Annotated in this window: 14 protein-coding genes; 11 read left to right on the top strand and 3 right to left on the bottom strand. The window is 46.9% G+C overall.

Going from position 1 to position 14,041, the window contains the following annotated elements; all coding sequences use genetic code 11:
* The first annotated feature begins 6 nt into the window (after positions 1–6).
* Both C2759_RS09495 and queF read left to right on the top strand, forming a co-directional pair.
* Entirely contained in the window at positions 7–915 is a 909-nt protein-coding gene (locus C2759_RS09495; RefSeq protein WP_215355009.1) for a 5'-nucleotidase, read from the top strand.
* Entirely contained in the window at positions 915–1,742 is an 828-nt protein-coding gene (queF, locus tag C2759_RS09500) for an NADPH-dependent 7-cyano-7-deazaguanine reductase QueF (protein WP_215355011.1), read from the top strand. The genes C2759_RS09495 and queF overlap by 1 nt, the downstream gene beginning before the upstream one ends.
* Positions 1,743–1,813: 71 nt before the next feature.
* Here the strand turns inward: queF and ssb are convergent, their stop codons facing one another.
* Both ssb and C2759_RS09510 read right to left on the bottom strand, forming a co-directional pair.
* A complete protein-coding gene (gene ssb, locus C2759_RS09505) occupies positions 1,814–2,269 on the bottom strand; it encodes a single-stranded DNA-binding protein (RefSeq protein ID WP_046330869.1) in 456 nt (151 codons plus the stop codon).
* Positions 2,270–2,349: 80 nt separating this feature from the next.
* Positions 2,350–3,534, bottom strand: a complete 1,185-nt coding sequence (locus C2759_RS09510; RefSeq protein ID WP_215355013.1) for an MFS transporter — start codon at positions 3,532–3,534, stop codon at positions 2,350–2,352.
* Between the two features lie 37 nt (positions 3,535–3,571).
* Here C2759_RS09510 and uvrA point away from each other — a divergent pair, with 37 nt between their 5' ends.
* Positions 3,572–6,460: an excinuclease ABC subunit UvrA gene (uvrA, locus tag C2759_RS09515; RefSeq protein WP_215355015.1), complete on the top strand. Its 2,889-nt coding sequence runs from the start codon at positions 3,572–3,574 to the stop codon at positions 6,458–6,460.
* A 24-nt stretch (positions 6,461–6,484) separates the two neighbouring features.
* On the opposite strand, the gene C2759_RS09520 is transcribed toward uvrA, so the two are convergent.
* Positions 6,485–8,467 (bottom strand): monovalent cation:proton antiporter family protein, encoded by a 1,983-nt coding sequence (locus tag C2759_RS09520; protein WP_215355017.1) that lies wholly within the window; start codon positions 8,465–8,467, stop codon positions 6,485–6,487.
* Between the two features lie 11 nt (positions 8,468–8,478).
* Between C2759_RS09520 and C2759_RS09525 the strand changes: the two genes are divergently transcribed.
* The 8 genes from C2759_RS09525 (at position 8,479) to hprK (ending at position 14,040) form a co-directional block, all read left to right on the top strand.
* Positions 8,479–9,471, top strand: a complete 993-nt coding sequence (locus tag C2759_RS09525; RefSeq protein ID WP_215355019.1) for an SIS domain-containing protein — start codon at positions 8,479–8,481, stop codon at positions 9,469–9,471.
* Between the two features lie 34 nt (positions 9,472–9,505).
* Positions 9,506–10,078: an HAD family hydrolase gene (locus C2759_RS09530; RefSeq protein ID WP_215355021.1), complete on the top strand. Its 573-nt coding sequence runs from the start codon at positions 9,506–9,508 to the stop codon at positions 10,076–10,078.
* A gap of 12 nt (positions 10,079–10,090) precedes the next feature.
* Positions 10,091–10,735 carry an LPS export ABC transporter periplasmic protein LptC gene (gene lptC, locus C2759_RS09535; protein WP_215355023.1) on the top strand — a complete coding sequence of 215 codons (645 nt, stop codon included), beginning with the start codon at positions 10,091–10,093 and terminating at the stop codon, positions 10,733–10,735.
* A complete protein-coding gene (gene lptA, locus C2759_RS09540; RefSeq protein WP_215355025.1) occupies positions 10,732–11,283 on the top strand; it encodes a lipopolysaccharide transport periplasmic protein LptA in 552 nt (183 codons plus the stop codon). Before lptC ends, lptA begins: the two co-directional genes overlap by 4 nt.
* The gene (lptB, locus tag C2759_RS09545) at positions 11,280–12,047 is read left to right on the top strand and encodes an LPS export ABC transporter ATP-binding protein (RefSeq protein WP_215355027.1); all 768 of its coding nucleotides are present in this window, start codon (positions 11,280–11,282) and stop codon (positions 12,045–12,047) included. Before lptA ends, lptB begins: the two co-directional genes overlap by 4 nt.
* Before the next feature lie 191 nt (positions 12,048–12,238).
* Positions 12,239–12,562, top strand: a complete 324-nt coding sequence (hpf, locus tag C2759_RS09550) for a ribosome hibernation-promoting factor, HPF/YfiA family (protein ID WP_046330878.1) — start codon at positions 12,239–12,241, stop codon at positions 12,560–12,562.
* A 33-nt stretch (positions 12,563–12,595) separates the two neighbouring features.
* Positions 12,596–13,054 (top strand): PTS sugar transporter subunit IIA, encoded by a 459-nt coding sequence (locus C2759_RS09555; protein WP_215355029.1) that lies wholly within the window; start codon positions 12,596–12,598, stop codon positions 13,052–13,054.
* Positions 13,051–14,040, top strand: a complete 990-nt coding sequence (gene hprK / locus C2759_RS09560) for an HPr(Ser) kinase/phosphatase (RefSeq protein ID WP_215355031.1) — start codon at positions 13,051–13,053, stop codon at positions 14,038–14,040. The genes C2759_RS09555 and hprK overlap by 4 nt, the downstream gene beginning before the upstream one ends.
* Position 14,041: the final 1 nt, after the last annotated feature.

Genomic DNA, 14,041 nt, shown 5'->3' on the forward strand with positions numbered 1-14,041 from the left:
TCTGCAATGTCATACACACTTACCGGAAAACTCGTTGTGGCGATTTCATCGCGCGCACTTTTTGATTTTGAGGAAGAGAATCGCATCTTTGAATCCACTGATGACAGCGCCTATATGAAGCTGCAATTAGAGCGCCTGTCTGAGGCCGCTCAAACAGGCGTTGCTTTTCCATTGGTAAAGAAGTTATTGGCCTTCAATGAAGAAGGTGAGCAACGTGTCGAGGTAGTGATTCTCTCTCGCAATGACCCGGTTAGCGGCTTGCGTGTGTTTCGTTCGGCTGAACACCATGGCCTTCATTTAGAGCGTGGTGTATTCACTAGGGGTCGTCCGCCCTATCACTACTTGCGCTCTTTACATGCTAATTTGTTTCTCTCGGCAAATGAAGATGATGTGCGTGCCACAATTGACGCAGGCTTTCCTGCTGCGCGCGTATACCCAGAATCGAGTAAGACTGCAGAGTCCCATCCGAATGAAATCCGCATCGCATTTGACGGAGATGCCGTTCTCTTTTCCGATGAAGCTGAACAAGTCTTTCAGAGCGAAGGTTTAGTAGCCTTTGTCGATCATGAAAGCAAAAAAGCTGCGATCCCTCTGCCGCCGGGCCCATTCAAACCTTTGCTAGAAGCACTCCATAGTTTGCAACGCACCACTAGCGAGAAAGGGATGCGCATTCGCACTGCCTTGGTAACGGCTCGCTCTGCACCTGCACATGAACGTGCTATTCGCACCTTAATGGCTTGGGGTGTTGATGTTGACGAAGCCATGTTCCTTGGTGGACTTTCCAAAAGTGAATTCCTCCGCGAGTTCGAGCCAGACTTTTTCTTTGATGATCAAACAGGTCACTGCCAATCTGCTGCTTCAGTAGCGCCGACTGGTCACGTGGTATCTGGTGTATCTAATAAACCTAAAAACTAATGTCCACACTTTCGCTTGGTCAAGCAACGCCCTATCCCGATCAATATGATCCGAGCTTGCTATTTCCGATTCCCCGCTCCGAGAATCGCCTCAAGCTCAACATCAAACCAAATCAAGCTCTACCTTTTGTAGGGGTAGATATTTGGAATGCTTTTGAGCTTAGTTGGCTCAATAAAAAAGGTAAACCTCAAATTGCCTTAGCAGAATTTCAAGTTCCAGCCGATTCGCCAAATATGATCGAGTCCAAGTCATTCAAGCTGTACCTCAATAGTTTCAATAGCGCTCGTTTTGAAGATGAAGCAGAAGTTCGCGAACGATTGATCACTGATTTATCAGCAGTAGCAGGCAGCAAGATCACTACTCGCATTCATTCACCTGAAGCAGTTGCCAAAAAAGGAATGCAGGAGATGAATGGCGTTCTGATGGATCGCCTTGATATCGAGATCGATCCAAGCTTATCTGCAGATCCCGCCTTGCTGCAGGTGAATGAATCTTTTGGGCCAATCGAGCAATGCCTGGTTTCCCATTTACTCAAATCCAATTGCCCGGTGACTGGTCAACCAGATTGGGCTAGTGTGCAAATTCGTTACCAAGGCCGTCCGATTTTGGAAGAAGGCTTACTGCGCTATCTCATCGGCTTTCGGCAATTGGGTGAGTTTCATGAGCATTGTGTCGAGACGATCTTTACGGATATCAAACGCCAGTGCAAACCAGAGAAACTCTCTGTCTACGCGCGCTACACACGACGTGGTGGGCTCGATATCAATCCCTTCCGCACTGATCATAATTCGCCTTGGCCGGAAAACATTCGCCATGCAAGGCAGTAACAAAAACAGCAGTTAAATAAAAAGCCCTTCTTGAAGGGCTTTTTATCTTAGGCAAAAAATGAACGTAATCCTTAAAACGGGATATCGTCATCCATTGCGCCAAGGGATGCCGCATTAGAAGATGCTGGCGCAGAATTCTCAACCGGCTTTGAGCGGCTGTAGCTTTCACCACCATCACCGCTGCCACCGACTGGCTTGCCACCCAACATTTGCATTGTTTCTGCAACGATCTCAGTGGAGTATTTTTCTTGGCCACTAGCATCAGTCCACTTACGTGTGCGTAAACGACCTTCTACATAAACCTGTGAACCTTTTTTGAGATATTGACCAGCGATCTCTGCAAGTTTTCCAAAGAATGCAACACGGTGCCATTCTGTGGTTTCTTTCATTTCGCCAGACTGCTTATCTTTGTAACGATCTGATGTCGCTACTGAAATATTAGTTACTGCGTCGCCGCTTGGCATATAACGCGTTTCTGGATCACGTCCTACGTTACCTACAATGATGACCTTATTTACTGAAGCCATGCTGTCTCCCGAAGAAAAATAATACGATTAATTAAATCTGAAATGTAGCTAAAAAATAAATGGAATCAGTAAAGCTACAACTATGCCTTTGCAGTTAAATCCTTTGAATCCACTACTTTTGCAGGTAATTCGCGCATCGACCAAGCAATTATAAGCCAGCATAAAAGCAATGCTGCACCCATGACAAAGACCGATAAATTACCATGGGCATCCATTAACCAACCGCCGATAGCGGCCCCTGTAAAGAGGCCTATCGACTGGGTAGTGTTGTAAACGCCCAGAGCAGTTCCCTTGGATTCTTTTGCATAACGAGTCACTAATGAGGGTTGTAGCGCCTCCAGGAGGTTAAAGCCCACAAAGTAAACTAGCAATGCCACTGCAATCAGCATCACGGATGCGGCTTGTGTGAAGATGATTTCAGCAATAATCAGAAGAACGATGGCTATTAATAAAACAAGTCGTATGCGTTGTTTTTTCTCACCGTAGATTAAGAGTGGAACCATAAACACAAAAGAGAGTAAGACGACTGAAAGATAGACTTGCCAGTGTGCACTCAGCGGAAATCCCGCTTGCTCTAATAGGCGCGGCACTACTAAAAACATAGCTACTTGGGTGGCGTTTAAAACAAACACGCCCACATTGAGGCGCATGAGCTCTGGGCGCAGAAATACCTGCTTCAGTGAATCTTGCTGTGCATAAACTTCAGGCTTGTTATTTGGCAATACAAAATAAGCTACTAACATCGCTATAGCGCCTAAGATTGCCAATACCAAAAACATCCCGCTTAAGCTAATCATGCGATAAAGCGGGGCAGCAACAACCAGCGAAACAGCAAACGATAATGAAATACTTACGCCGACCAAGGCCATGGCTTGACTGCGCACTTGCTCCCGAGTGAGGTCAGCAACCCAAGCAGAGACTGCTGCAGAAATTGCTCCAGCGCCCATAATGCCCCTCCCAATGGCGATCCAAAGCAAATCGTCCTTTGCTGCGCAAATCAATGCTCCAGCAACAAATAAGGAAAGACCCCATAAAACGACTTTTTTTCGACCGATTCGATCAGAAAGCCTACCCAAGGGAATATGGAAGCAGGCCTGAACAATATTGAAAATGCCCAGTGTTAAGCCTATTAGGAACGCCTGGTCGCCTCCAGGCAAGTCTTTGGCATGGATGCTAAAGACGGGCAAAAGCAGAAAAAGGCCTAGCATTCGGAGGCCAAAGATGCCTGCCAAGGCTAAAGTGGAGCGAAGTTCAGAAGGATTCATGGGAAAGAGCTATATTAACAAGTTACGCTAAAAAATCATGAATAACGAAATCAAGATCCGCGGTGCCCGCACCCACAACCTCAAAAACATCAATCTCGATATCCCTAGAGAGAAATTAGTCGTTTTGACTGGCCTATCTGGCTCAGGCAAAAGCTCATTGGCTTTTGACACTCTGTATGCCGAAGGTCAGCGTCGCTATGTAGAGTCCTTATCTGCTTATGCCCGCCAATTCTTACAGTTGATGGAAAAGCCCGATGTCGATACGATCGAAGGGCTATCCCCAGCGATCTCGATTGAGCAAAAAGCGACTAGCCATAATCCTCGTTCGACCGTGGGTACGGTCACAGAAATTCATGACTACTTGCGTTTGTTATTCGCACGCGCCGGAACCCCGCATTGCCCAGATCACGATCTTCCATTAGAAGCGCAAAGCGTCTCTCAGATGGTCGATACCGTTTTAGCTATGCCAGAAGACACCAAGCTCATGATCTTGGCTCCCGTGGTGAGCGAGCGCAAGGGTGAATTCGTCGACTTATTTCAAGATCTTCAAGCGCAAGGCTTTGTTCGCTTTCGAGTGCGCTCTGGTGGCGGAACAACCAACACAGCCAAGGCAGAGATCTTTGAAGTAGATCAATTGCCAGCATTAAAGAAGAATGATAAGCACTCAATTGAAGTAGTCGTAGATCGCATTAAAGTGCGTCCTGATATTCAGCAGCGTGTAGCAGAATCTTTTGAAACTGCTCTACGCCTTGCTGACGGCAAAGCCATGATCGTGAATATGGACACCGGCAAGGAGATGATTTTCTCAAGTAAGTTTGCTTGCCCAATTTGCTCCTATTCATTACAAGAGCTTGAGCCACGCCTCTTCTCTTTCAATAACCCGATGGGCGCATGCCCTTCTTGTGATGGCCTGGGCCATCAGTCTTTCTTTGATCCCAAGCGCATTGTTGCCCACCCAGACCTCTCGTTGGCCTCTGGCGCAATTAAAGGCTGGGATCGTCGTAATCAGTTTTATTTCAAGCTCTTACAAACACTTGCTAAACATGGCGGGTTTGATGTCGAGAAACCTTTTGAGACCCTCAGTAAAAAACAACAAGATCTCATTTTGTTGGGCTCTGGTGATATCACTATTCCTTTTGAATACATCAATGAACGTGGCAAAAATAGCGTTCGTCAACATGCCTTTGAAGGCATTGTTGCTAATTTTGAGCGCCGCTATCGCGAAACTGACTCGGCAACTGTTCGAGAAGAATTGTCACGCTATCAAAATGTACAAACCTGCCCATCATGTAGTGGCACTCGTTTGCGCAAAGAAGCGCGTTTTGTCAAAGTGGGTGATGGTAAGCAATCACGCGCAATTTATGAAATCAGCGCCCTGCCCTTGAAAGAGGCTAAAGAATATTTTGAATCTTTGGAACTGAAAGGTGCTAAACGAGAAATTGCTGACAAGATTGTGAAAGAAATTGGCTCACGTCTACGATTTCTAAACGATGTCGGTTTAGACTACCTTTCACTAGAACGCAGTGCCGACACCCTCTCGGGTGGTGAAGCGCAGCGCATTCGCTTGGCCTCTCAGATTGGCTCCGGCCTGACCGGCGTCATGTATGTATTGGATGAGCCCTCTATTGGATTGCATCAGCGTGATAACGATAGACTCATCGGCACCCTGAAGCATTTGCGTGACCTCGGCAATAGCGTGCTGGTAGTTGAGCATGACGAAGATATGATTCGCGCCTCTGACTATGTAATTGATATTGGCCCTGGTGCTGGTGTTCATGGCGGTGAAGTCGTAGCCGAAGGCACTCCCGCAGAAGTAGAGGCTAATCCTAAATCTCTCACGGGCGCCTACTTATCAGGCCGGGAGTGGATCGCCGTTCCTGAAAAACGTATTCCAGTAAATGACAAGTTCTTAGAAATTATTGGCGCACGTGGCAACAACTTGCAATCCGTTCATGCCAAGATTCCTGTCGGCCTATTAACCTGTGTCACTGGTGTATCTGGATCAGGTAAATCCACTCTCATCAACGACACGTTGCACCATGCGGTTGCGCAATACATCTATGGTTCAAATGCCGAACCAGCAGCGCATGATGCGATTAAAGGATTGGAGAACTTTGACAAGGTCATTAGCGTAGACCAATCCCCGATTGGTAGAACCCCACGCTCAAACCCTGCCACTTACACTGGATTATTCACGCCTATCAGAGAGCTCTTTTGTGGCGTACCTGCTGCACGCGAGCGTGGCTATGAAGCAGGACGTTTTTCTTTCAATGTCAAAGGCGGTCGTTGCGATGCCTGTGAAGGTGATGGCGTTATTAAAGTAGAAATGCATTTCTTACCAGATGTATATGTTCCCTGTGATGTCTGTCATGGCAAACGCTACAACCGTGAAACGTTAGACATTCGTTACAAAGGCAAAAATATTCATGAAGTGCTGTCGATGACTATCGAACAAGCACATGAATTCTTTGAAGCGGTTCCAATCGTCAAACGAAAACTGAAAACCTTGCTCGATGTTGGCTTAGGTTATGTGAAGTTAGGTCAAAGCGCCACTACCCTGTCTGGTGGTGAGGCACAACGTGTCAAACTCTCTTTAGAACTTTCCAAACGCGATACCGGTAGGACCCTCTACATCCTGGATGAGCCAACTACGGGCTTGCATTTCCATGACATTCAGTTGTTGCTAACTGTTCTTCAGACCTTGAAGAAACAAGGCAATACCATCGTGATCATTGAGCACAACTTAGACGTGATCAAAACTGCAGATTGGATTATTGACTTGGGACCTAAAGGTGGCGCTGGTGGCGGGCAGATTATTGCTACTGGTACGCCCGAGGAAGTTGCGAAGAATGAGGCCAGCTTTACCGGTCACTACCTAGCACCACTACTAGTTCGTAAAACAGCGCCTACCAAAAAGAAAAAGTAACTGTGATGAGTAAGTCGAATGAAATCATCCGAGCAATTTAGATTCGGCTAAATCAGTCGCTTCTGAATTGCCTGAGAGCACCAAAATATCATTGGCTTGTAAACGCAACTCTGGGGTAAGCTCCAATTTGAAATAGTCGGAGCCGCCCACTTTTCGCCTGACTGCCTGTACGCTCACACCTTCATTTTCAAGATGTAGCTCTTCAAGCGTCTGTCCGATACTGGCCGACTCTGGCAGCAAAGTAACCGAATGCAAGCGCCACGATTCCTTGGTGTCCACCTCATCATTAACGCCACGAAAGTAGCCACGCAACAGGCTATAACGAGCCTCACGTGCACCGGTAATGCGGCGCACCACCTTACGCATGGGCACCCCCATTATCAGTAAGACGTGGGACGCCATCATTAAGCTACCCTCAATCAACTCCGGTACCACCTCGGTCGCACCAGCTGCTTGTAACTTAGCTAAATCTGCATCATCTTTAGTGCGCACCAATACTGTCATACCAGGACGCAGGCGCTCGACTTGATGTAAGACTTTAAAACTAGCTGGTGTGTCCGCATAAGTAATCACCACTGCTTTTGCTCTTGACAAGCCGGCAGCTACTAAATAATTTTCTCGACTAGCATCGCCATAGACCACGTTATCTCCGGCAGCAGCAGCCTCCTTTACGCGATCAGGATCCATATCTAATGCAATGTAAGGAATTTTTTCTTGATCAAGCATGCGGGCTAAGCTTTGGCCTGAGCGACCAAAGCCACAAATGACCACATGGTTTTCTGTTCGAACACTTTTTGCCGCAACACGTGTCAGCGCCAGCGATTGCAATAACCATTCATTGCTAGAAAAACGCATCGCGATACGATCGCTATATTGAATTAAGAATGGTGCGCCAAACATCGACAGCAGCATTGCTGCTAATACGGCTTGACTCAAAGCGGGATCAATTAAATCCAAACCATCAATTTGATTTAACAGTACAAAACCGAATTCACCAGCCTGTGCCAAACATAAGCCCGTCCGTATGGAGATACCTGGACTTGAGCCAAAAGCACGTGACAGCAATGCAATCAAACCGAACTTGAAAATCAGAGGGCCAATCAATAAGAGCAAGACCAGCATCCACTGCTGATAGATCACTTCGAAATCAAGCAACATACCAACAGTAATAAAGAACAGGCCCAAGAGCACATCCCTAAATGGCTTAACGTCCTCCTCCACTTGGTGACGATAAGGCGTCTCGGCAATCAACATCCCGGCCAAGAAAGCACCGAGCGCTAGCGATAAGCCAAAGTGCTCAGTCAGCCCTGCCATACCTAAAACAATGAGCAAGAGGTTAAGCATGAATAACTCTTGGGAACCTAGCTTGGCAACTAAACCGAACCAGCGACTCATCAAGGTTTGGCCAATAACAAAAATAAGTACCAAAGCTACCGTGATCTTGATTGATGCTGCAGTCAGGGCTAAAAATAGGTCTCCAGGATTCTTGCCTAGCGAGGGCAACAGAATTAACAGGAAAACTACCGCCAAGTCCTGAAAGAGCAAAATACCGATGATGTTGCGTCCATGTTCGGTTTCAATTTCGGAGCGATCAGAGATGAGCTTAGTAACGATGGCTGTAGAGGACATCGCTAAAGCGCCCCCCAGTGCAATGGCCGCCTGCCAAGAAATTGGGTAAATCCAGTTCATCAAGAGGCTGGCCGGGACTGCCAGTAGCATAGTCAAAATAACTTGACTACCGCCTAAGCCAAATACGATGGTCCGCATGGCCCGAAGCTTATGCAGGTTAAATTCCAGACCGATGGAGAACATCAAGAAAACTACGCCAAATTCAGCTAAATACTTGACTGTGGCCGAATCGTTGGCCAAACCAAGGGCATGTGGCCCAATGAGGACACCAATGGCCAAATAGCCCAAAATAGGGGGTAGTCCAAAATAGCGGAAAATAACCACCCCGGCCACTGCGGAGGCCAGCAAGATGAGAGTTAACTGAAGGACTGACGGCATATACTCACCCCATGATAGCTAAGACTCGTGACCGAACCCTAAAGCTTGCACGCGATACCCTCACGATTGAGGCTGCTGCACTGCACACCATGTGCGATCGCCTTGAAGGTGCAAACGCCGATGCCCTCGTATTGGCAGTCGATCTGCTGCACTCCTGCAAAGGCCGCATTGTCGTCTCTGGAATTGGTAAATCAGGGCATATTGCTCGCAAGATTGCCGCCACATTTGCCTCTACAGGCTCCCCCGCTTTTTTTGTTCATCCCGCTGAAGCTAGTCATGGTGATCTAGGGATGGTGACTCGTGATGACGTCTTTGTTGCACTCTCCAATTCCGGCGAGACTGATGAATTGCTCACCATTGTGCCGATCGTCAAGCGTACTGGAGCAAAACTGATTGCACTGACTGGTGCACCAAATTCCTCTTTGGCAAAGTTAGCCGATGCCCATTTAGACACTAGTGTTGAAAAAGAGGCTTGCCCACTTAACCTTGCCCCAACCACCAGTACAACCGCAGCCCTCGCTATGGGCGATGCCCTAGCTGTTGCCCTTCTGGATGCTCGTGGATTTCAGGCAGAGGATTTCCAGCGCTCACACCCAGGTGGCCGCTTAGGTCGCAAACAGCTCATGCATGTCAGCGAAGTCATGCGAAGCTTTGATGAGACTCCTAAGATTGCAATCTCCGCTTCCCTGCAAGATGCTTTACTTGAAATGACTGCCAAACGTATGGGTATGGTTGTTACTCTAGATAAAGCAAACAAAGTTGCCGGTATCTTTACAGATGGTGACTTACGTCGCCTGCTTGAGAAAAGCACCAATTTAGATGGCCTCACTTTAGAAAAAGCGATTACTGCAGCACCGCGCACAATTCCACCCGAGTTATTAGCAGAGGAAGCTATCGAGATGATGGAAAAGCATCGCATCAATCATTTGGTAGTGACCGATCCTGCAGGCGCATTACTCGGAGCACTCAACCTCCATGATTTATTTGCCGCCAAAGTTATTTAAACCCGCCACTTTTTTTAATTACTAAACCACTCCCATGCCAACCGTCTTTCACGCTCACAACACCAATCCTCTGAGCCAATATCCGCAGGCCTGGGATCGTGCTGGGACGGTAAAACTTCTCGTCCTAGATGTCGATGGCGTCTTGACTAATGGCCAAGTTTTTATTGGCGAGAATGGCAAAGAATCCTTGAAGGCTTTTGATATTCAGGATGGTTTGGGAATCAAGTTGTTGGAAAAAATAGGTATTCCAACAGCCATCATTACAGGGCGTAGCTCCAAAATGGTTTTGGCACGTTGCGATGAGCTTGGCATCAAGCATGTACACATGGGTGTTGAAGATAAGGCTATAGCCTTAAAAAACATACTGCAATCTCTCGGACTACAGTCTAGTGATTGTGCAGTAATGGGTGATGACTGGCCTGATTTTCAAATGATGAAGTCTGCAGGCCTGAAGATATGCCCAGCGCAAGGACATGACGCTGTAAAAGAAAGCGTGCACTTTGTCACTACTCGATCCGGCGGTAGTGGCGCGGTACGTGAAGTTTGTGATCTGATCTTGAAGGCGCAAAACCGTTATGAGGAATTACTTTCCCAGGCGCGCGCTTAAGGTCAATTTGCAATGGAATTGAATACCCAAAAAATCAAACTGAGCATCTGGCGTACATCCTTACGTCTGATGCCTTTGATTCTGATGGGCACGCTCACTCTGGTCACATTTTGGTTAGTTAAGAAAAGTGCACCGGCAGAAAAATCGGCAATTGAGCGTGTGCGCCTTCATGAGCCTGACTATATTATTAGCAATGGTGCCTTATCTGCCCTTAATGAATCAGGTGATACTAAATATCGTGTGCTAGGTAAGAAAGTGATTCACTATGATGATGATGCTTCAATCGATATTGAGACACCGCGCATACGCCTGTTCCCGCCTGAAAAGTCACCGGTGACCGTTAAAGCAGACAAAGGTCATTTAGATGGTGACCTCACGATTTTGGATCTAATTGATAACGCCGAAATATTTCGACCGCAACAGGCTGCATCAGCAAGTGAACCCGCGAGACCGCGTATGCTTGCGCGCTCTTCATATTTCCAAGTGCTCATTAATGATGACATTATTAAAACTGATAAACCCATTACGCTTGAGCAAGGGGTTTCTGTGATGAAATCAACTGATGGCGGTGTATTTAATAATATCGAGCAAAGTATGGTTTTATCTGGGCAGGTAAAGGGGCGTATCGAGCGCGTTCAACCTGGAGCACAGCAATGAAGCTATTACATAAAATGTTAGTAGCGTTTGCGCTACTAGGAACTTGTCTTACTACTTATGCTGAAAAAGCAGATCAAGACAAACCCATCATCTTGGAAGCAGAAAAAGTTTCTGTGAACGATGTACAACAGGTTTATGAACTTGATGGTGAAGTACTCTTAATCAAAGGCAGTATTTTGATTACTGGGGCTAAGGGTAATATCAAAGTCGACCCCGAGGGTTATGAATACGTTGATGTTCAGGGTAATCCTGAATCTACTGCTAGCTTTAGACAAAGACGCGAAGGACCAGCCAATGAATTTATGCAAGGTCGGGGGAAAACCGTTACCTACAATGCAAAAACTGAGCTTCTCACATTGACCGGTGATGCTAACTTGAAGCGTCTTCACAATATGCAAATGCTAGATCAATTACACGGCTGGAAAATTGACTACGATGATGTTCAGCAGCGCTATCAAGTCTCGCCACCTGCTAATGCCAAAGCTGAAGACCTGCCACTAGCCAGAGCCATCCTTTCACCAAGAAGAAAAGCTACACTAGAGAAATGACCACGAATTCCAGTAGCACTCAAAAACCAGCAACCTTAAGCGCTCAGCACCTTCAAAAGCGCTATGGATCTCGCACAGTTGTGAGGGATGTATCGGTAGAGGTGAAATGCGGAGAAGTGGTGGGGCTTCTGGGACCAAATGGTGCTGGCAAAACAACCTCTTTCTACATGATTGTCGGCCTGGTTCCATTGGATGGTGGGAGCATTGTTTTAGATGGCGTCGATATTACGCGCCTACCCATTCACGAACGAGCTCGCATGGGCCTATCGTACCTCCCACAAGAGGCTTCTGTTTTCAGAAAGCTAAATGTGGCTGAAAATATTCAAGCCGTACTAGAGCTGCAAGTACAAGGTGGAAAACCATTAAGTAAGGCCGATATTGCGCATCGATTAGATGAGCTCTTAGGTGAGCTCCAAATCAGCCATCTACGCGATAACCCCGCGCTTTCCCTATCTGGTGGCGAGCGTCGTCGTGTTGAGATTGCTAGAGCGCTAGCCTCCCAACCCAAGTTCATCTTGCTAGATGAGCCATTTGCTGGCGTTGACCCAATTGCGGTTGGAGAAATCCAGCGGATTGTGCGCTTCTTAAGAGACCGCCAAATTGGCGTGCTCATCACTGACCATAACGTTCGAGAAACCTTGGGGATTTGTGATCATGCCTACATCATCAGCGAAGGTAGCGTCCTGGCAGAAGGCAAGCCAGACCAAATTATCGAAAACGATGCTGTCAGACGAGTCTACCTAGGCGAAAACTTCCGCATGTAAATATCAGGGCTTTTTGGGTATTTATTAAATAAACATGATCTACCCTCTTGGTTTTCAGCAAAATCGCTGATACGCTGGAGGTTCATGAAGTTCATTTCCGTATAAACAAGAAAAGCATTACAGGGGCCTGCTGCGCACCCCGAGTAATTATTTGTGCACGTATTTTGTTTTTCTATGAATAGGAGCTGCTGATGAATCTGAAAATTAATAGCCGTCATGTTGAAGTTACTCCAGCCATGCGTTCCCACCTCGAAGCCGGTTTAGAAAAAATTCGTAAGCACTTTGACCACGTTTTAGATGCCACCGCATTTTTGATTGTCGATAACGCCAAAGAAAAAAATCTTCGTCAAGCAGCCGAAATTACTATTCACCTAAAAGGTAAAGAGCTCTTTGCCGAAGCGCATAACGCGGACCTCTATCACGCTATGGATGCAGTAGTAGATAAACTTGAACGTCAAGTTGTAAAGCACAAAGAAAAAATTCAAGATCATCACCACGAAAAACATTTTGAGTAATCTTTAGCATCAGGACACCTATAATCTATTGATATGAATGCCCTGACCGATCTTTTCGCTTTAGACCGTATTGCCTTAAATAATCTTTCCAAGAATAGGGCCGAGGCATTTGCGGCCGTAGGGCAGCTGTTCGCCAAACACGCAGATCTAGAAGCCGAAGCAATTGTTGGCTTCTTAAATGCGCGCGAGGACTTAGGCTCTACTGCACTAGGCGCTGGAGTTGCCATCCCACACGGTCGTGTAAAGGGACTTAAACAGCCGATTGCTGCATTCGTCAAACTACAAGAACCGATCGACTTTTCTGCGCCTGATGGTGAGGCTGTATCTATACTCATTTTTTTGCTTGTCCCTGAAAAAGCAACTCAGCAACATTTAGAAATTTTGTCTTCAATTGCACAGCTCTTATCCGATCAGGGTACCCGCAAGCTACTTGCTTCGGAGGGCAGCCCAGAGAAGGTATGTGAAATCCTACAAACGTGGGGCTCTGCTTGACTACTCAACCTCTACTCCTAGAGGGAGTTACTGCCCAGCAGATCTTTGATGACAATGTCTCTGAGCTCAAGCTATCCTGGATTGGCGGTCTAGAAGGCGCGGACAGACGATTTCCGCCAGAGGCTGTTAAAGCTGCTGCAGCCAGCTCAGACTTAGTTGGCCACTTAAATCTCATTCACCCTAGCCGTATTCAGATTTTTGGTGAGCAGGAGATTAACTATCATGCCCAACTTGAAACACAACAGCGAGAAGAGCAGATCTTCGACTTAATTTCTAAAATGCCGCCTTGCGTTATTGTGGCTGACGGCAAAGCAGCTGATGCCGCCCTCCAACTCTTTTGCCAACGATCCTCTACTCCACTATTTACAACAGCCATCTCAGCAGCTGAGGTGATTGATCACCTGCGTACCTACCTCACTAAGATTGGTGCACCCCAGATTACGATGCACGGTGTATTCATGGACATTCTGGGCTTAGGGGTTTTAATCATGGGTGAGTCTGGTTTAGGAAAAAGTGAATTAGGCTTAGAGCTCATTTCTCGTGGCCACGGTTTAGTAGCTGATGATGCGGTAGACTTTGCTCGACTCGGACCAGACTATATCGAGGGTCGCTGCCCTGTGATTCTGCGCAACCTCTTGGAAGTTCGTGGGCTTGGCTTATTGGATATCCGCACTATCTTTGGTGAAACAGCCGTACGTCGGAAATTAAAATTGCGCCTGATAGTCCAACTGGTGCGCCGCAACGATGGTGAGTTTGAGCGCCTACCTTTAGAAGCCCAGCATATTGATGTATTGGGTGTCGCCATTAGAACTGTCAAAATTCAGGTTGCTGCAGGTCGTAACTTAGCTGTGCTTGTAGAGGCTGCTGTACGCAATACTATCTTGCAACTACGAGGCATCGATACCTTAAAAGAATTTATGGAGCGCCAGCGTTTGCAAATGAACGCTGAAGCAGAATTCTCAAAGTCACAAGGCCGGCTCATTTAAT

It is taken from the genome of Polynucleobacter sp. MG-Unter2-18, from assembly GCF_018687675.1.
In the GTDB taxonomy this organism is placed as follows: domain Bacteria; phylum Pseudomonadota; class Gammaproteobacteria; order Burkholderiales; family Burkholderiaceae; genus Polynucleobacter.

Excerpts from the sequence above, each read along its gene's own strand:
- C2759_RS09495 (WP_215355009.1), top strand. The coding sequence starts at position 7 with ATGTCATACACACTTACCGGAAAACTCGTTGTGGCGATTTCATCGCGC.
- queF (WP_215355011.1), top strand. The coding sequence starts at position 915 with ATGTCCACACTTTCGCTTGGTCAAGCAACGCCCTATCCCGATCAATAT.
- ssb (WP_046330869.1), bottom strand. The coding sequence starts at position 2,269 with ATGGCTTCAGTAAATAAGGTCATCATTGTAGGTAACGTAGGACGTGAT.
- C2759_RS09510 (WP_215355013.1), bottom strand. The coding sequence starts at position 3,534 with ATGAATCCTTCTGAACTTCGCTCCACTTTAGCCTTGGCAGGCATCTTT.
- uvrA (WP_215355015.1), top strand. The coding sequence starts at position 3,572 with ATGAATAACGAAATCAAGATCCGCGGTGCCCGCACCCACAACCTCAAA.
- C2759_RS09520 (WP_215355017.1), bottom strand. The coding sequence starts at position 8,467 with ATGCCGTCAGTCCTTCAGTTAACTCTCATCTTGCTGGCCTCCGCAGTG.
- C2759_RS09525 (WP_215355019.1), top strand. The coding sequence starts at position 8,479 with ATGATAGCTAAGACTCGTGACCGAACCCTAAAGCTTGCACGCGATACC.
- C2759_RS09530 (WP_215355021.1), top strand. The coding sequence starts at position 9,506 with ATGCCAACCGTCTTTCACGCTCACAACACCAATCCTCTGAGCCAATAT.
- lptC (WP_215355023.1), top strand. The coding sequence starts at position 10,091 with ATGGAATTGAATACCCAAAAAATCAAACTGAGCATCTGGCGTACATCC.
- lptA (WP_215355025.1), top strand. The coding sequence starts at position 10,732 with ATGAAGCTATTACATAAAATGTTAGTAGCGTTTGCGCTACTAGGAACT.
- lptB (WP_215355027.1), top strand. The coding sequence starts at position 11,280 with ATGACCACGAATTCCAGTAGCACTCAAAAACCAGCAACCTTAAGCGCT.
- hpf (WP_046330878.1), top strand. The coding sequence starts at position 12,239 with ATGAATCTGAAAATTAATAGCCGTCATGTTGAAGTTACTCCAGCCATG.
- C2759_RS09555 (WP_215355029.1), top strand. The coding sequence starts at position 12,596 with ATGAATGCCCTGACCGATCTTTTCGCTTTAGACCGTATTGCCTTAAAT.